This window comes from Herbiconiux sp. UC225_62, assembly GCF_042694625.1.
In the GTDB taxonomy this organism is placed as follows: Bacteria; Actinomycetota; Actinomycetes; order Actinomycetales; family Microbacteriaceae; genus Herbiconiux.
Map to the genome: position 1 here is coordinate 2,395,811 of NZ_CP170551.1, position 17,423 is coordinate 2,413,233.

The window sequence follows — 17,423 nt, forward strand, 5'->3', positions numbered from 1 at the left end:
GCGGCCTGTGATGTCTGATGCAACAAATGATCGGGTGCGCTGGGCCGTCGTGGGCACGGGCGGCATCGCGCGCCGCACGGTCGGCGACCTGCGCGCCAGCGGTGGCGCTGAGGTGGTAGCGGTCGCCTCGCGCTCGCAGGCGTCGGCGGATGCCTTCGCCGCCGAGTTCGACCTGGCGGGGGCGTACGGTTCCTTCGAGGAGCTGTGCGCCGCGGACGGGGTCGACGCGGTGTACATCGGCACGCCGCACAGCACGCATTTCGCCTACGCCAAGGCAGCCCTGGAGGCCGGAAAGCACGTGCTGTGCGAGAAGCCGCTGACCATGACCGCCGATGAGTCCCGCGAGCTCGGCGCGATCGCCGCTCGCCACGGCCGCTTCCTGATGGAGGCGATGTGGATGGCGTTCGGGCCCGCGGTGCGGCGCACCCGAGAGCTCATCGCCGAGGGTGTCATCGGGGAACCCCGCTTCCTGCAGGCCGGGCTCGGCTATCCCGTGCCCGCCGACGGCCCACCGCGGTTCTGGGATGCGTCCCTCGGCGGCGGTGCGCTCTACGACATGGGCATCTACACGGTGACCCTCGCCCAACTGCTGTTCGGCACGCCGACCGACATCACCGTGCGCGGCGAGATGCGCGACGACGGGGTCGATCTGCACGAGACCTATCAACTCGACTTCGCGTCGGGCGCGTCGGCCCAGTTGGTGACGTCGATCACCTTCCTGGTGCCGCCGAGCGGATGGATCGGGGGAACGCAGGGCAGCATCTCGTTGAACGAGCCCCTGTTCTCGCCCCGCAGCATCCGGGTCACCACGGGCAGACCTCCGGCACCTCCGGTGAGTGAGACGATCGAGTTCCCGGCGGAGGAGCTCGGCTACGTGCCGATGTTCCGCGAGGTGAACGCGGCCATCCTCGCCGGCGAGCTCGAGCATCCGACCCGTCCGATCTCGGCCACGGTCGAGGCCCTGGAAACCATGGAACGCATCAAGGCCCTCCTGGCCGAGCACCGCGACCGGCAGTCATCCGACTGACGGCACCGGCCCCGAGAGGGGTGGGATGTCGTGGGAGGCGCGCACGAAGAGCGAGCGGAGCCATTGGTGGGCCGGCTCGTCGTCGTGAAGTGGGTGCCAGAAGAGCGCGACCGAGTGCGGCTCGAGTTCGAACGGAGTCGCCACCGTGCGCACGCCGAGCGAGGGCGGGAGATGCTCGGCCAATCGCTGCTGAACGACGGCGATGCTGTCGGTGCCTGAGACGAAGTGCGGGACGGCGAAGAAGCCGTCCACCACGGCGCCCACGCGCGGTTCCACTCCGAGCGCCGCGAGCTGGCGCGCGATGACGACCTCGACCGCCGGACCGTGATGCGTCGTGACCCAGGGGAGGGCGGCGAGGTTCTCGACGCTCAGCGTCTCGCCCACCGTCGTGTTGCTCTCGGAGACGATGCAGACCCAGCGGTCGTCGAAGACATCGACGGATGGGCTGTTGCGCAGCACGCCATGGGGGAGGAGCGCGCCGTCGGAGCGGGCGAGCAGGTCGCCGGGTGATTCGTCGCCCCCGAGTTCATGGTGCACGAAGCGCAGGCGCACGCGCGGTGCCGCCTCGGCCGCGAGTCGACGGACGCGGGCCCCGACGACCGCGGCGGAATGGTCGGAGCAGTGGATGACGAACTCGCGCTCCTCCTCGGCCGGGTCGAAGCCGGCCGTCATGCCGAACATCCCGTGCAGGCGGTCGACGATGTCTGCGGCCGCCGGTGCGAGCCGGGAACCGAGCGGCGAGAGCTCGTGGATGCGCCCGCGCCTCAGGAGGAGCGGATCGTCGAAGATCGCCCGCAGGCGCGACAGCGCCGCGCTCATCGCCGGTTGGCTGAGGCTCAGCCTCTCCGCTGCGCGCGTGACGTTGCGCTCGGTCAGCAAGGCGTCGAGGTGCACCACCAGGTTGAGGTCCAGACCCGCGAGCGCTCGGCGGGCCGATGCGCGCCCGGCGCTCGTTTCATCCATAACGTCGATGATTGCCATTCACATCCGTCCCTATGACCTCGTCGCAACAGACTCTACCGTCGAAGGTGCGCATCGATGCGAAGACAAGTCATCGATGGCGATGATGATCGGAGCCTTCCGTGGTCGACACTGACACCGCTGAGCAGACGCGCGGCTACCGCCGGATCGCGTGCGAGGAGGGCGTGGCCACACGCACTCTGCTCGAGGCGAATGCGCGGCTCGGAGACATCGGTCTTCCCTTGCTCACCCTCGACGGGCCGGCGGCCTTTCTCGCAGAGCGCCTCATCGACCATGACGCCCGCCTCGCCGCGATGGATCGGGATGGCATCGATCTGCAGCTGCTCATGGTGAGCGCCCCTGGGGTTCAGGTCTTCTCTCCGGCCGATGCGAGCGCCCTCGCGGCCGACGTCAACGACGAACTCGCGGAGCTGTGTCGTTCGCACCCAACCCGCTTCGCGGCGCTCGCCGCGGTGGCCCCCCACGACCCACTGGTGGCGGCGGCCGAGGTCGAGCGCGCCGTGCGTGAGCTCGGTCTTCGCGGTGCCGTGGTCAACTCCCACACCCAGGGCGTCTACCTCGACGACCCCGCGAGCTTTCCGCTGCTCGAGGCCCTCGAAGCGCTCGAGGCGCCGCTGTACATCCATCCGCGCGAGGCGCCGGCGCCGATGCGACCTTTCCTCGCCGGCCCGGCCGTCGAGGGCGCGGTGTGGGAGTACGCCGTGGAGGTCGGCACCCACGTGCTCAGGATGATCGGCGCCGGTGTTCTCGACCGCTTTCCGCGCTTGCAGATCGTCGTCGGCCACATGGGCGAGGGGCTGCCGTTCTGGCTCCCCCGAATCGACAACCGCTACCTGGCCTCGGTGCACGGCCCGCGGCGTGCCGAACTCCTGCCCTCCGAATACATCCATCGGCAGGTCTCCATCACCACCAGCGGAATGAACTTCCTCGAACCGCTGCGACTCGCCATCGACGTGCTCGGCACCGGGAAGGTGCTCTACGCGAGCGACTACCCGTTCGAGGAGCAGGGTGCCGCCGTCGCCGCCATCGAAGCCATGCCGCTCGACGAAGCACAGCGGCGCGCCCTGTTCGAGACCAACGCCGCCCGCGTCTTCTCACTCTGACCGACCCAACGAAGGGAACTCACCATGAACCGACCCCATCCGACCCGTCGCCTCATCGCCGGCACTGCCGGACTCTCCGCCGTCCTGGTTCTCGCGGGGTGCAGCGCGCCCGGCGAGTCCACGCCCACCGGCGGTACGACGGCATCCTTCTCGCTCATGTACTCGGTGGCGAACACGGCAGAGTCGCCGTATGCCGTCATGGCCGAGACCTACATGACCGAGAACCCGGGGGTGTCGATCGAGTTGAACGCGCAGCCCTTCGACCGCTACGGCGAGACGCTGCGCACACAACTGCAAGGCGGCAACGCCTCCGACGTCGTGCAGACCACTCCCGGTCGCGGACAGCCGCAATCCGCGGTGGCCCTCGGAGAGGCCGGCTTGCTGCTCCCTTTGGGTGAGAGCACCGACCCCGGCGACGCGCTCTACGGCGTCGACGGGCAGCTCTACGGCCAGCCCGTCGACCTCAGTGCCACCGGCATGCTCTACGCGGCCTCCACCGCTGACAAACATGGCCTCGCGGCTCCCTCCGATGCCGATGAACTGATCGCCGGATGCGCCGCCGCCTCGGCCTCAGGCGGCTCGTTCTTCGCACTGGCCGGCGCGGTGCCCTCGAACACCGGGCTGATGGCGCTCTCGATCTCGGCGACCCGGGTCTATGCCGACGACCCGGATTGGGACGCCCAGCGCGCGGCGGGCGATGTGACCTTCGCGGAAACGCCCGGATGGGCCGATACCCTGCAGCAGGTCCTCGACCTGAACGCAGCGGGCTGCTTCCAGCCGGGCGCCGAGGGCGGCGGCTTCGACGCCATCACCAACGGCCTCGCCCAGGGCACCTCCGTCGCGGCGTTCATCCCCGGCTCCAACGACCTCGCGGCCTCGATGCCCGACGCCCAGCTGCAGGTGCGCGCCTTCCCGCCCGCCGCCGGCGAGAAGGAGTTCCTCTTCGTCAGCCCGATCTCCACGCTCTCCATCACCGCGAAGACCGACCAGCCGGAGGCGGCGAAGGCCTTCCTGGCCTGGCTCGCCGAACCGGAGCAGTCGCAGCGCTTCGCCGAGTTGGCCGGAACGCTGCCCGCGTCGGGCGTGCAGGGCGTCGACCTCTCGGGCACGATGTACGAGCCGATCGAGGGTCTCCTGAACGACGGTGACTACATCGCTCTGCCCCGCGCATCCTGGCCCAACGCTCAGGTCTACGAGGCGCTGAGCCAGGGCACTCAGGGCCTGCTGACCGGGCAGCGCACGGTCGACGACGTGCTGAAGGCGCTGGACGAGGCCTGGGATCAGTAGCCGAGGGGGCGGGCCGGGGCGTCGCCGTAGTACGGCCAGACGCGCCAGCGGCGCTCGCCGGAGCGGTCGGCGGGATCGAGTGTGACCCCGCCGGTCGCCGCCCACTCCGTGCCGCGCACGAGCACGGTCATGAACTCGCTCTTGCGGAAGGTGTCGTGGTCGTGGCCGATCGTGATGGTGAAGGAGCGGCCGGCGCCGTACTCGTTGATCCAGGCGACCGGCTGGTGCTGGTCGATGCCGGGCAGGTCCTTCAGGCCTCCCGGCGGGATGGCGACGGGCGTGTGCGGCCGGGGCCAGCCCGCGGCGATGTACGTCTCGACGTCGTCGAAGATCGTCAGCAGTGGTCGCGCACCCTCGTCGAGGAGCGCCCCCATCAGGATGTCGTCGTTGTGCACCGTCCAGCTCGGGGCGATGCCCTCGGTGATCGGATGGCGCGGCTCGGTCGTGTGCACGAGCACCTCGCCGCCGTTCGGCCGGGGTCGCAGGCCGTACGCCGCCGCGAAGCGGGCGCCGCGCATCCGCTCGTACTCCTCGGGGTAGCCCCACTCCGGCTCCTGCACGGAGGAGCCATGGAACCACACGATGCCTTTGCCGCTCGACCGCACCGCCTCGATGAGCGCGGTGTCGGTGGTGGGGCCGAAGCCCTTCGCCACCTCGAAGTAGTCGTCGCGGCCCTCGAAGATCACGAACACGACGTCGTAGCGGTCGATGATCTCGACGCCGACGCCGCGGAAGTCCTCGATCACCCTCACCCTGAAGCGCCCGGTCGACTCGAGCAGCGTCGTCACGAGCTGGTTGTGCAGCCGGAAGCTGCGGTGCTCGTTGTCGTGCTCGCGCGACATGTGCCCCGAGGCGATGAGTACGGTGATGACGCCGTCGTCGGTCATGAGACTCTTCCGGACACTGCGGCGCCGGAGGACAGCGCGCTACGGGCGAGAGCGAGGTGACCGCGGGTGATCTCGGTGGGGTCGTCGTCGAGCCACTCGTGCCCGCCCCACTCGCTGGCGAGCGTCCCGGTGAAGCCGGTCGCCGCCAGGGCGCCGGCGAGTTCGCGGATGGGCCGTGACACGCGTTCGCTCTCGTCGTCGAGATCCCAGAACTTCAGATGCACGGCGCCGGTGAACGGCAGGATCTCGGCGAGATCCCCCACCTCCGAGCGCCCGAAGCGGATGAGCAGGTCCATGTAGAGAGTGTGCACCGCCGGCGGCACCCCGCCCGAGCGAAGCAGCCCGACGACCGCATCGTGCGTCGCAGGGTCGCGCCACTCGTCGCGCAGTCGGGCGATCAGTTCGGCGGGCACGCCACCGGCCTCGAGCTCCACCAGGTAGCTCTCCGGCAGCGCCGGCATCAGGATGCTGATGTCGACCACGAAGCGCAGCCGCGGGTCGTTGAGGTCCACGATGGCCTCGCAGGCCTCCCGATGGGCGGGCGACGGAGGGGTCTGCTGCCCCTGCACCTCCTCGAAGAGGGTCAGTCCGCGATCGTGCAGCAGCGGCAGCAGGCGTCGCTGCAGGTCTGGCCCGGCCTGGCCGATCGGCAGGCGCACGCCGGTCGCCCCTACCTGGTGTGCCGCCTCGATCTGCGGCACGAGGAAGTCGTAGCGCTCCTGCTCGCTCCGGCGCCGCGTGGGCGACGACCACTCGTCGAGGTTCAGCCCCACCACAGCGATCGACGCACCGGATGCCGCCAGGTCGTCCCGCAGCGCCTCCACCTCGGCGGGCGAGGGCACCGGGAACGAGCGCCAGACCTGGCCCGCCTCGAGCTCCATCGTCTGAGCGATCCCTCGCCGGGCGACGTCGACCACGATCTCGTGCGCCGGCCGCTCGGCGAGCAGCACCTCGGGCGTCCAGTTGAAGGTGCTCACCCCGAGCGTCCATCCGGCCGGCAGTGCTGCTCCCGCCGCTGCGGCGGACTCGGGCGCTCCTGCAGCGGGCTCGACGGCGACGCGGTCCTCGGCGTGAGCGGGTCCGGATCCGGATGCGCCGAGCGGCTGCCCCGCCGCACCCGCGTCGCCGAGGTGCAGCGAGCGCGACTCGCGGAACGGCAGCGTGAGCGGAGCATCCGGCGCCGCCTGCAGGTACGGCACGCTCAGGGTGACCGCGACCTCCACGTCGTGGGCACCCGGCGTCAGCCGGCCCTCGGCGCGCAGCTCGAGCCTGTCCTGGAGAAACCACCAGCCCGACTCGTCGCCCAGCTCGTCCAGCGGCACGCTCCGCCCGTCGAGCAGCGCAGCGGCCGACGGCACGTCCTCTCCGTCGATCGTCACCCTGAGCCCCGTGACGCAGCGCAGCGGCAGCGATCGGATCCAGGGCAGCGAGAGCCGCAGGGCGAAACCGTCGGGAGTCGAGACGAGCGCGTCGTCGCGCAGCAGTGTCGGAGTCATCCGCGGCTACTTCTGGGCCGCGGGCTCGCCGGCGGCGACCCATTCGTCGAACATCGCGCGCACCATCGGCTCGAGCGTCGTGGGCCACCAATCGCCGCCCTCCACCGCCTCGCCGAGATCGGCGGGCGTCTCGATGGTCACGACGCCCGTGGCAGCCCACTCGGCACTCCGCGGGAAGAGGGCGCGGAAGGCCGGGTGGCCGATGGCCTGCACGTTGTGCCCGATGCCGATCGACACGGAGCGCCCCTCCCCGTGCTCCACGGCCCAGGCGATCGGATGCTCCTCACCCATTCCCGGGAGCGCACGCCACTGCGACGGCACCTGGGTGTAGCGCAGTGGGTTGTCCCAGCCGGTGAGCAGGATGGTCTTCTTCACGCCCTCGGGCCAGTCGAGGCCCACGTAGAGGTCGTCGTTGTAGTGCGGGAACTCGGCCGGCCAGCCCGCGGTGATGGGATGCTCCTCGGCGGTGTGCACCATGAAGTCGTTGTTGGGCGCGCGGCGCGAGGTGGTCTCGCGCATGGCACCGCCGAGCAGGCGCTCGTACTCCGGGTCCCAGCCCTCCCCGCCCGCGAGCGTGGGGTGGTAGGCGATGAAGCCCTTGCCGCCGGCCACGAAGTCGAGCAGCGCGCGCTCGGTGACGTCGCCGAACCGCTCCTCGGCCACGGCGCGCCACGGGTCGGTCTTGCCGTAGTAGTTCATGATCACGAGGTCGTAGGGCGCGAGCGTCTCGGCGGTGGCGCCCCGGAACTCCTCGGTGACCCGCACCTCGAAGCGTCCGGTGCTCTCCAGCAGTGCTTTGAGCGCGGGCGTGGTGGCCCGCCAATCGTGGTGGACGTCGGTCTTCCCGGTGACGATGAGGGTCTGGATGGGCGGCTGTTCGGTCATTGTGCACTTCCTCGTGGCTGATCCGTCGCTTACGCCGACAATGTACCTGGTAATGTCGAATTCCGTAAGAAGTTGTTTTCGCCCCGAGGAAGGACGGCCACGATGAAGTGGAGTTACATGGACCACTGGCGCAGCCAGTCACCGCACGGACCGATCGACCAGTGGGAGACCCGAGCCACGATGGACCGCTTCCTCAAGCAGGTCGCGGCCGTGGGCTACGACGCCATCGACACCTTCGACTTCCGCTGGTACCAGATCATGGGCGAGTACGGCTCGGTCGCGAACTATCAGGAGTTCGTGCAGGAACGCGGCCTCGACCGCATCGTGAACACCTTCCACGCGGCCGACTACGACACCCGCAATTACGCTCCGCATCTCCCGGAGACGCACGCGAACATCCTCGAGGACTTCCGGGTGACCATGGACCGCTGGTCGGGCATCCAGCTCGACAACATCATCGTGATGCCGGCGACGCTCTACTACGACATGGAGCCGGTCACCGAGGACAAGCTGAAGATCACCGCCGAGCTGTGGAACCAGGTCGGCGCCATCACGAAGGATGCCGGGGTCAAGCTCACCTGCCACCACGAGTTCTTCTGCGGCATCCAGTCGCGCTGGGAGCTCGACACCTTCTACAAATACACCGACCCGGAGTTCGTGAACCTCTTCGTCGACACCGCGCAGCACTGCATCGCCTCGGTCGACCCGATCGAGTTCTACGAGGCCTACGCCGATCGCGTCTCGGGCTTCCACTTCAAAGACACCCGCAACCACGACCTGATCGGCGACTACAAGCGGCGCCCCGACTCGGAGATCATGGCCGACACCACCGAGCGCTGGTTCTACGAAATGGGCGACGAGGGCGGCCTGGTCGACTTCGAGAACTTCATCCGCGCCGTGGCCCGCCACGGTTTCGACGGTTACCTCAGCGTCGAGCACGACAAGGCGAACAAGCTCGGCGGAGACCACGCCGAGAGCACCGCGATCGCCGGGTGGTATGCCAAGAATGTGCTCGAGCGCATCGCGGCCGAGGAGGTGGCGAAATGATCCGCTGGGGTTACGCCATCAACCAGTTCAAGCCGCAGTTCGACGACTTCGTGCGACGTCGCCAGCACCAGCGGGCGCTCCGCATCATCTCGGCCTCGGGCTTCTCGGGCGTCGAGCTGAATGCCGGCACGGGGCGCTGGGAGCCGTTGGGCAACCCGCAGCAGATCGCCGCGAACTTCGAATCGGTCGCCGGCTTCGGCGCCTTCGTGCGCGAGGCGGCGCTCGACGGCGTGAGCAGCTGGTTCTGGGATCCCTCGATCCGGTTCCAGGAAGACCTGACGCACGGCGACGACCCGACGAACCCCGGTGCGCGCGACGGCCTGGTCGCGCACGCCCGCTGGTTCTCTGCGGCTCTCGCGGAGCTCGGGGGAGAGGTGCTCGTGGTGCGGCCGGCGCCTTCGGCCGCGAACCTCGCCGAGGTGACCGACGAGGTGATCGACGCGCTCGCGGCATCCTGGACCGCCGTGGCCGATGCCATCGCCGCCGACGGCGTTCGCCTCGCGCTGCACTTCGACTTCTACTCGGCCCTGCGCCGCGACGACGGTCTCGAGCGACTGCTCCGGGCGACGGATGCGCGGGTCGGCCTGGCTCTCGACACCGCCGAGTTCACGATCGCGGGCATCGACCCCATCGCCTTCTACCGCGAGCACGCCGACCGGGTGACTCACGTGCACCTCAAGAACGCCGGCGCGATCGACGACATCGACGAGTTCGGGATGCCGGCACCGGAGTTCACGCTGCTGCGAGCGGGAGGGTCACGCGCGGTACCGCGCTGGTTCACCGAGCTCGCCACGGAGCCGTTGCTCATCGACGCCCCGGGTTTCGTCGCCGCTCTCGTCGAGCACGGCTACGACGGATGGGTGGTCGTGGAGAGCGACCTCACCCCGCACCCGCCGACGAGCGCGATGCTCAACGGCTGGGAGGTGCAGCACGTGCTGGCGCCGCTCACGCGGCCGGCGCCCTGACGCGCGTCGGGCCCCAGCCCGCCGCCGCCGGCCCGCCGGACCGGTCAGCCGGTTCGAAGACGCAAACGTCGCGGCATCCGGGTCGCTCTGCAGCTCGGATGCCGCGACGTTTGCGATGGTGAACGCTACGGCTGTGCGCCGACCCAGCCGACGGAGGCGGCGGCGAGTCCGGCTCGCGGAGGGACGCGAGATCGCAGGGCCTCAGGCGGCGTCGCCGACCGAGCCGTGCACGGCCTCGATCGTGGGCCGGCCCTGGGCGAACCAGCGCGGGAAGGTGACGTCGAAGAGCTCTTCGCGGGCGAGTTCGGCACCGCCGCGCAAAGGCTCGCGTTCGTCGTCGACCGACGTGACGATCGCCAGGTCGCGGGTCGCCAACGGCATCGACAGCTCGTACACGCGCTGACGCACCTCCGCGAGGTACAGCTCGCCCGCCGCCGCCGCGGCGCCACCCACCACGATGGTGCCCGGGTTGAACATGTTGACGAGGGCGGAGATCGATTCGCCCACCACTCGGGCCGACTTCTGGATGAGTGAGATGGCGAGCGCGTCGCCGTCTTCGGCGGCCCGCGCGATCATCTCCGGGGTGAGTACTTCGCCATCGTCGTGGGTGCGCCGGGCCAGGATGCCGGTGGCTCCCTCGCCGAGCGCCGCCTGCGCGTCGCGCACGAGTGCCCAGCCGCCGGCGATGGCCTCGAGGCAGCCGATCTTGCCGCAGCGGCAGAGCTCCGTCGATCCGCTCACCCGCACGTGGCCGATGTCGCCGGCGGCGCCGTTCGCGCCGCGGTGCACCCGACCCTTCGACAGCAGCCCGGCACCGATGCCCGAACCGATCTTGCAGTAGATGAGGTCGGCGTTCTCCCCGCGTCGCCGGCGGCGTTCGCTGAAGGTCAGCAGGTTCACGTCGTTGTCGACCCACACCGGCGCATCGAATCGCGCCTCGAATCGCCGGCGCACGTCGAAGCCGTTCCAGCCGGGCATGATGGGCGGAGCGACCGGGCGGCCGGTCTCGAAGTCGACGGGCCCGGGCAGACCGACGGCAACGGCCCAGGTCGGCACGTCGTCGTGGCGGGCGAGCATCTCGTCGAGCAGTTCCATCGCCGCGTCGAAGGTCTCCGCGGGTCCGCGGGCGATGTCCCAGCTGCGCTGGGCGCGGTCGATCAACTCGCCGCCGAGATCGGCGATGCCCACGCGGATGTGCAGCACGCCGAGCGCGCAGATCACGATGCGCCCGCTCTCCACCCGGAACCGCAGGGTGCGCGCCGCGCGGCCACCGGTCGACGGCGCGTACTCGCTGTCGGCGAGGAAGCCCATCTCGATGGCCTGATCGACCCGCTGGGTGATGACGCCGCGGCCGAGGCCGGTGAGGCGGCTGATCTCCGGGCGGGTGGTCGCTTCACCGGTGCGAACGAGATTCACGACCCGGAGGAGGCTCGTGACCTCGTCGGTCTGGGCTCCGAAACGAAGAGTGGACTCACTTGCCATCATCCGATGATGACACATCTTCGTCACCCTATGGTCGATTGCGACGCCACTATCGCCGCAAAGTTGTGAAATTAGGTAGCATTTCAACCAAAGTGCTCGACGAGGAGGTTGGCCGGATGATGCAACGCGGTGTCGGTGTCATCGGCGCGGGCCCGGGAGTGAGTGCTCTGCACCTCCCGACCCTGGAGCGGTTGAGTGCTCTCTTCAGGGTCGCCCACGTCTCCGATTCGGGCAGTGGACGGGCCGCCGAGCTGGCCGATCGCGTGGGTGCGCGCTCCTCGGCAGGGATCGAGGGCCTCCTCGCCGATCCCGCGGTCGAGGTCGTCGCGGTGTGCAGCCCGCCCGACCAGCATGCCGCCCAGGTGCTCGCCGCCGTCCGCGCCGGGAAGAAGGGGGTGCTCTGCGAGAAGCCCCTGGCCACCACCCCCGAGGAGGCGGAGGCCGTGATCGAGGCGTGCCAGGCGGCCGGCACGGTGCTCGTCGTCGGCACCAATCACGCCTTCGATCCCGCCTGGACACGGGCGAAACACCACTTGCTCGCCAATCGAGGACGTCCGCAGAGCTGGACGGTGACGATCGCGTTGCCGCCGAACGGTCGCTATCACGACGCGGTCACCGAGTCGGCTCCGCCCTCGGCGGCGGGAGCGCGACCGCTGCCGGACTGGTCGAACCCCCAGGTCGCGGCGGCCGTCGTGCGCCAGCTCGTGCTCGGGCTCGCGGTGCACGACCTCCCCGCCCTGCGGGACTTCGCGCCACGCGTGACCGAGGTGGTCTTCGCCGAACCGATCAGCCCCATCGGCTACCGGATCGGGCTGCTCGCGGGCGACGTGCTGGTGCAGCTGAACGCCGTGATGCTGCCCGGCGGGGCGGACGCGCTCTGGCGGCTGTCGATCGGCCTGCCCTTCGACGACATCGACGTCGACTTCCTTCCTGCCTTCGTGCACGCGGGCAGCGCCGACGTGACGGTGCGGCAGGGCGACGGGCAGGTCACGCGCTACCCGCTTCAGGAGGACGACGGCTATCTGATGGAGTGGCGTGCCCTGGCGGCGGCCCTCGACGACGACCATCCCGGTGACTACGGCGAGCTGCTCGACGACGCGCTCTTCGCCATCCGGATCGCGGATGCCGCGGCCGAGGCCGTGCGAAAGGGGATGGCGTCGTGATCGCTGTGCTCACCTCATCGCCGGCCTACCGCGTCGCGATCGCCGGCCTGCCGCTGTCCACGCAGAATGCGGCCTCCGGGTCGGAAGCCGAGGCGATCGTCGTGATCGACGGCGCAGCCGGCTGGACCACGCGGGCCGCGCGAGCGGCCGATCAGGGTGCGGCCGCGATCGTCGTGGCCGATCCGCAGTCCGGGCGACTCGACGAGCTCGCCCTCCGAGCGCTCGCTGCTCGGCTGCCGGTCGTGCTCGATCGCCCGCACCTCCGCCGCGACGTCGTCGCCGATGCGCTCGCGGGCGAGCCGGCCAGATCCGCCCCCTGGGCCTTCGTCACCGCGCACTGCTCCGCGCCGGCCGGCGTGCTCTCCGAGACGCTCACGGATGCCCTCGGCTGGCTGCGCGAGATCGCCGGCCCCCTCGAGCTCACCGTGTCACGCGGCGCCGGCGAGGGCGTGCTCGCCTCGCTCCGGGGCGCCCGAGGTGGCGTGAGTCTGACGGTGCGCCGCCTCGGAGGGGCGGGGCCGCGGATCTCGGTCACCGCTGTGGCGCCGCGGCGGCTCGAGGTGACTCTCGCGCCGGGCGCGCTTCCCGCCGTGCGATGGACCGACGCGGTCGGCGCATCCACCCCACCGGCGCGCTTCGAGAACCGGGAGCGCCTGTCGCTGCGCCGTGCGGTGTCGGCGATCGAGTCGAACGAGCTGCTCTCCGACGTGCACGACTACCTGGCCGATGCGTCGATCGCCGCCGAACTCCGCCAAGCCATGCCGACATAAGTGTCGATGATCCGCGGCATAGGCACGATCCGCTTCCCACAATGTCGAAATCAGACGAAAGTACTGGTGGGGCGTTACGTGGCCTCAGTCGAAAGGAACGATCGAAGATGATCAAGCTGCTCTCTCACCTCTCCTACGTGGCGATCACGTCGCCCGACGTCGAGGCATCCGTCGAGTTCTACAAGAACCAGGTGGGCCTGATCGAAGTCGATCGCGTCGACGGCGCCGTGTACCTGCGCTGCTGGGGTGACTACTACGCCTACTCGGTCGTCGTGATTCCCGGCGACGAGCCGTCGCTGGCCACCGCCGCCTGGCGCACCACGAGCGCCGAGGCGCTCGAGGAGGCAGCCAAGCGCGTGCAGGCGGCCGGCATCGAGGGTGAGTGGCTCGACGACGTGCCGCACATCGGCCGGGCCTTCCGCTTCACCGGGCCCTGGGGCCACTCGCTGACCCTGCACTGGGACGTCACCCGCCACCACGACACCGAGGGGGAGGCCGCGTCGAGCTACCCCGACCGTCCGTCGCGGCGCAGCAAGGTCGCCGGCGCTCCCCGCCAGCTCGACCACGTCACCATCGCCTGCAGCGATGTCGACGCCTTCGCCGCCTGGTACAACGAGGTGCTCGGCTTCCGCATCATGGCGCGCACGGTGCTCGACGAGGCCCCCATCTCGGTGTTCTCGGTGCTCACCACGAACGAGAAGTCGCACGACCTCGGCGTCGTGCTCGACGGCTCGAGCCGAGCCGGCCGCATCAACCATTACGCCTTCTGGGTCGACACCCGCGAGGAGCTCCTCATCGCTGCCGACATCCTCGGCGAGAACGGCTACCCGATCGAGTACGGTCCGTCGATCCACGGCATCGGCGAGCAGAACTTCCTCTACTACCGCGAGCCCTCGAGCCTGCGCATCGAGCTGAACACCGGCGGCTACCGCAACTACGTCCCCGACTGGACCCCCAACACCTGGAAGCCGTCGCAGGGCTCGAACAACATGTACCGCAACAGCGTGATGCCGATGTCGATGACCGAGTCGTTCCCGCCCGCCGACGGCCCGAGCGCCACCGAGGAAGGCGTGCCCGAGGAGATCAAAGAGGCGCTGCTCAACCCCTACGCGCAGCAGGGCCAGGGCTGACAGGACGACGACCATGACGACCGACCTCGACGACGAGATCGACCGCAGCGACCCCGAGGGCGAGATCGCCCGCCGGGCCGACGCCTACCGCAATTGGGGGCGCTGGGGTGAGGACGACGTGCTCGGCACGCTCAACTTCATCGACGACGCCAAGCGCGTCGCAGCGGCGGGCCTCGTGCGCGAGGGGAGAGTCGTGTCGCTCTCCCAGCGGTTCGACACCGACGGGCCCCAGAAGGGCTGGCGGCGGCGCACGAACCCGGTGCACACCATGACCGACACGGGAACGGATGCCGAGCGCGCGAACCAGGGCTTCCCGCACGGGATGGGCGGAGCGGACGACGTCATCGCCATGCCGCTGCAGTGCTCCACCCAGTGGGACGGCCTCGGCCACATCTTCGACCACGGCAACGCCTGGAACGGCCGCCGGGCCGGTGACGTCGTGACCAGCGACGGCGACCTGGTGACCGGTATCGAGCACGCCGCGGCCGTCGTGGTGTCGCGCGGGGTGCTGCTCGACGTCGGTCGACACCTCGAGCCGGCCACCGGCGAGCTGCCCGACGGTTACCCGATCACGGCCGCCGACCTCGACGCCTGCATCCAGGCGCAGGGGCCGAGCGCCACCGTCGGCCGCGGCGACATCGTGCTCGTGCGCACGGGGCAGTACACCCGCGCCCGCCGCGAGGGCTGGGGCGACTACGCAGGCGGTCCGGCCCCCGGGCTCTCGATCACGACGGCCGGATGGCTCAGCCGCACCGAGATCGCGGCCATCGCCACCGACACCTGGGGCTTCGAGGTGCGACCCAACGAATTCGACGTGCCGGCGTTCCAACCGCTGCACCAGATCGTGATCCCCAACCTGGGCCTGACCATCGGCGAGATGTGGAACCTGGACGAACTCGCGGAGGCGTGCGCCGAACAGGGACGATGGGATTTCCTGCTCTCCGCACCGCCCCTGCCCATCACCGGAGCGGTCGGGTCGCCCATCAACCCCGTCGCACTCCTCTGAACGACCGTCACCGCAGACACGCCTGCAGAACAGAGAGGTTCTGAAATGACCGCAGTATCCAAAGTCGCCGTCGTCGGCAGCGGCGTCGCCGGGCTCGCCGCCGCCATCCAGCTCGCCAAGGCGGGCGTGGCGGTCGATCTGTTCGAAGCGAAGCCCGAGTTGAGCATCCTGGGTTCGGGGATCACCCTGCAGGGCAACGCCCTTCGTGCGTTCGACGCGCTGGGAGCCTGGGACGACATCCGGGCCGCCGGCTACCCGTTCGTGGGCCTGACCCTGCGTGCGCCCGGGCCGGGTGCGCCCGCCGTCGCCGAACTGCCCGACGTGAAGTCCGGTGGTCCCGACTACCCGTCGACGATGGGGATGCCGCGGCCCGAGCTCGCCCGCATCCTGCTCGAGCACGCGGTGGCGGCCGGTGCCTCGGTGCACTTCGGCTCGCGGATCACCGGGCTCGACACCTCCGACGACAGCAGCGTGGGCGTGGTGATCGACGGCGAGCCGTTCGACCGCTACGACCTCGTGATCGGCGCCGACGGCCTCAACTCCACCGTGCGTCAGCTGATCGGCATGGACACCAAGCCCGAGACCACCGGTATGGGAATCTGGCGCACCTTCGTCTCGCGCCCCGCCTCGGTCGAGCGCAGCGAGCTCTACTACGGCGGCCCGATGTACATCGCCGGCTACACACCCACGAGCGAGGACACGATGTACGCGTTCCTGGTGGAGAAGGCGCAGGATCGCGTCGGGGTCACCGATCAGGAAGCCGCGCGCATCATGATCGAGGAGAGCCGCGCCTACGACGGACCGTGGAACGACATCCGCGCCGACCTCGAAGCCGGCGCCACCGCCAACTACACCTGGTTCACCAAGCACCTCGTCGAGGGTGCCTGGAACCGCGGGCGGGTCGTGATCATCGGCGACGCCGCGCACAGCTGCCCGCCCACCATCGCCCAGGGTGCCGCCCAGGGCCTCGAGGACGCCGTGGTGCTGACCGAACTGCTCGTGGCGCACGACGCCGTCGACGAGTCGCTCTGGAGGGAGTTTCACGAGCGCCGCGTGCCGCGGGCCGCCGCGGTGGTCGAGGCCTCGGTGCAGCTCGGGCAGTGGCAGATCGACGGGGATCGCGACGCCGACGCCGGCGGACTCATCTTCGGCATCGCGCAGAAGATGGCGGTTCCGGCGTGAAGATCGCACGCTGGGTGGGCGTGGCCGGGGAAGCCGGCGACAGTGGCCCACTCACGCACGGCTTCGTGGAGGACGACCGCGTCATTCCCTTCGGCGACGGACTGACCGTGGCCGAGGTGCTCGCCCGCGGGCTGCCCGGGCTCGCCGCCGTTCGGGCGGGCGCCGACGAGGCCGCCGCTGTGCCGCTCGCCGAGGTGACGCTCCGCGCTCCGCTGGACCCGGCATCCGTTCGCGACTTCGTGGCGTTCGAAGAGCACGTCGAGGGAGTGAGCGCCGGCGTCGAGGGCCGGAGTTTTGTCGCCCCCGAGTGGTACGAGGCGCCCACCTTCTACTTCACCAACCCGCACACGATCTCGGGCCCGCTCGACCTGCTGCGGCCGCCCGTGACCGAGCGGCTCGACTTCGAGCTCGAGGTCGCGCTGGTGGTCGGCGGGGTCGACGGCTCCGACGGCGCCAACCTCGACGTCGGGTCGGCCGCCGCGCACATCTTCGGTTACACGATCATGAACGACTGGTCGGCCCGCGATCTCCAGGGCCGCGAGATGAAGGTGCGCCTCGGCCCCGCGAAGGGCAAGGACTTCGGCATGACGCTGGGGCCGTGGATCGTGACCGCCGACGAGCTGGCCGGCTACGAGGACGCCGAGGGCTTCCTCGCCGTGCGCGCCGAGGTCTACGTCAACGACGAGCTGATCGGGCACGACCTGGTGTCGAACGCCGGTTGGCCCTTCCCCGAGTTCGTCGTCTACGCCTCGCGCAACTCGAGGGTGGTGCCGGGCGACGTTCTGGGATCGGGCACCGTCGGCAACGGCGGCTGCCTGGCCGAGCTCTGGGGCCGCAACGGTTCGCTCACTCCGCCGCCGCTCCGCGAGGGCGACGAGGTGCGGATGGTCGTCGAGGGCATCGGCGAGCTCGTCAACCGGGTGGGCGCTCCGGTCGCCGCCCCGCCCGTCCCGGCCGCCCGCGTGCGTCCGCGCATCCGTCACCGCGCCTAGAACCACAACCACGAGGAGCA

The 17,423-nt window shown here is 70.1% G+C and carries 16 protein-coding genes; 11 read left to right on the plus strand and 5 right to left on the minus strand.

The window, feature by feature from the left end:
• The first annotated feature begins 10 nt into the window (after positions 1–10).
• Positions 11–1,027: a Gfo/Idh/MocA family protein gene (locus ACFJGU_RS11630; protein ID WP_382303699.1), complete on the plus strand. Its 1,017-nt coding sequence runs from the start codon at positions 11–13 to the stop codon at positions 1,025–1,027.
• Here the strand turns inward: ACFJGU_RS11630 and ACFJGU_RS11635 are convergent.
• Positions 1,016–1,990 (minus strand): LysR family transcriptional regulator, encoded by a 975-nt coding sequence (locus ACFJGU_RS11635; protein WP_382303700.1) that lies wholly within the window; start codon positions 1,988–1,990, stop codon positions 1,016–1,018. The genes ACFJGU_RS11630 and ACFJGU_RS11635 overlap by 12 nt on opposite strands.
• Positions 1,991–2,109: 119 nt before the next feature.
• On the opposite strand from ACFJGU_RS11635, the gene ACFJGU_RS11640 reads away from it, so the two are divergent.
• Both ACFJGU_RS11640 and ACFJGU_RS11645 read left to right on the plus strand, forming a co-directional pair.
• Positions 2,110–3,111, plus strand: a complete 1,002-nt coding sequence (locus tag ACFJGU_RS11640; protein WP_382303701.1) for an amidohydrolase family protein — start codon at positions 2,110–2,112, stop codon at positions 3,109–3,111.
• A gap of 24 nt (positions 3,112–3,135) precedes the next feature.
• Positions 3,136–4,398: an ABC transporter substrate-binding protein gene (locus tag ACFJGU_RS11645; RefSeq protein ID WP_382303702.1), complete on the plus strand. Its 1,263-nt coding sequence runs from the start codon at positions 3,136–3,138 to the stop codon at positions 4,396–4,398.
• Here the strand turns inward: ACFJGU_RS11645 and ACFJGU_RS11650 are convergent.
• The 3 genes from ACFJGU_RS11650 to ACFJGU_RS11660 are packed head-to-tail and all read right to left on the minus strand — an operon-like array spanning position 4,392 to position 7,666.
• On the minus strand, positions 4,392–5,285 hold the full coding sequence (locus tag ACFJGU_RS11650; RefSeq protein ID WP_382303703.1) for a ThuA domain-containing protein: 894 nt from the start codon (positions 5,283–5,285) through the stop codon (positions 4,392–4,394). The genes ACFJGU_RS11645 and ACFJGU_RS11650 overlap by 7 nt on opposite strands.
• Positions 5,282–6,781, minus strand: a complete 1,500-nt coding sequence (locus ACFJGU_RS11655; protein WP_382303704.1) for a DUF6379 domain-containing protein — start codon at positions 6,779–6,781, stop codon at positions 5,282–5,284. The genes ACFJGU_RS11650 and ACFJGU_RS11655 overlap by 4 nt, the downstream gene beginning before the upstream one ends.
• 6 nt (positions 6,782–6,787) lie before the next feature.
• Positions 6,788–7,666 (minus strand): ThuA domain-containing protein, encoded by an 879-nt coding sequence (locus ACFJGU_RS11660; protein ID WP_382303705.1) that lies wholly within the window; start codon positions 7,664–7,666, stop codon positions 6,788–6,790.
• Positions 7,667–7,768: 102 nt separating this feature from the next.
• Here ACFJGU_RS11660 and ACFJGU_RS11665 point away from each other — a divergent pair, with 102 nt between their 5' ends.
• Positions 7,769–8,713 (plus strand): sugar phosphate isomerase/epimerase family protein, encoded by a 945-nt coding sequence (locus ACFJGU_RS11665; protein WP_382303706.1) that lies wholly within the window; start codon positions 7,769–7,771, stop codon positions 8,711–8,713.
• Positions 8,710–9,678 (plus strand): sugar phosphate isomerase/epimerase family protein, encoded by a 969-nt coding sequence (locus tag ACFJGU_RS11670; protein WP_382303707.1) that lies wholly within the window; start codon positions 8,710–8,712, stop codon positions 9,676–9,678. Before ACFJGU_RS11665 ends, ACFJGU_RS11670 begins: the two co-directional genes overlap by 4 nt.
• A gap of 201 nt (positions 9,679–9,879) precedes the next feature.
• Here ACFJGU_RS11670 and ACFJGU_RS11675 read toward each other — a convergent pair whose 3' ends face one another.
• Positions 9,880–11,160, minus strand: a complete 1,281-nt coding sequence (locus ACFJGU_RS11675) for an ROK family protein (RefSeq protein ID WP_382303708.1) — start codon at positions 11,158–11,160, stop codon at positions 9,880–9,882.
• Between the two features lie 116 nt (positions 11,161–11,276).
• Here ACFJGU_RS11675 and ACFJGU_RS11680 point away from each other — a divergent pair, with 116 nt between their 5' ends.
• The 6 genes from ACFJGU_RS11680 (at position 11,277) to ACFJGU_RS11705 (ending at position 17,403) form a co-directional block, all read left to right on the plus strand.
• The gene (locus ACFJGU_RS11680; protein ID WP_382303709.1) at positions 11,277–12,323 is read left to right on the plus strand and encodes a Gfo/Idh/MocA family protein; all 1,047 of its coding nucleotides are present in this window, start codon (positions 11,277–11,279) and stop codon (positions 12,321–12,323) included.
• A complete protein-coding gene (locus tag ACFJGU_RS11685; protein WP_382303710.1) occupies positions 12,320–13,093 on the plus strand; it encodes a hypothetical protein in 774 nt (257 codons plus the stop codon). The genes ACFJGU_RS11680 and ACFJGU_RS11685 overlap by 4 nt, the downstream gene beginning before the upstream one ends.
• A gap of 107 nt (positions 13,094–13,200) precedes the next feature.
• On the plus strand, positions 13,201–14,223 hold the full coding sequence (locus ACFJGU_RS11690; protein WP_382303711.1) for a VOC family protein: 1,023 nt from the start codon (positions 13,201–13,203) through the stop codon (positions 14,221–14,223).
• A 13-nt stretch (positions 14,224–14,236) separates the two neighbouring features.
• Positions 14,237–15,229, plus strand: coding sequence for a cyclase family protein (locus ACFJGU_RS11695; RefSeq protein WP_382303712.1), 993 nt, complete (start codon positions 14,237–14,239; stop codon positions 15,227–15,229).
• A 45-nt stretch (positions 15,230–15,274) separates the two neighbouring features.
• On the plus strand, positions 15,275–16,411 hold the full coding sequence (locus tag ACFJGU_RS11700) for an FAD-dependent monooxygenase (RefSeq protein WP_382303713.1): 1,137 nt from the start codon (positions 15,275–15,277) through the stop codon (positions 16,409–16,411).
• A complete protein-coding gene (locus tag ACFJGU_RS11705) occupies positions 16,408–17,403 on the plus strand; it encodes a fumarylacetoacetate hydrolase family protein (RefSeq protein ID WP_382303714.1) in 996 nt (331 codons plus the stop codon). The genes ACFJGU_RS11700 and ACFJGU_RS11705 overlap by 4 nt, the downstream gene beginning before the upstream one ends.
• Positions 17,404–17,423 lie beyond the last annotated feature (20 nt).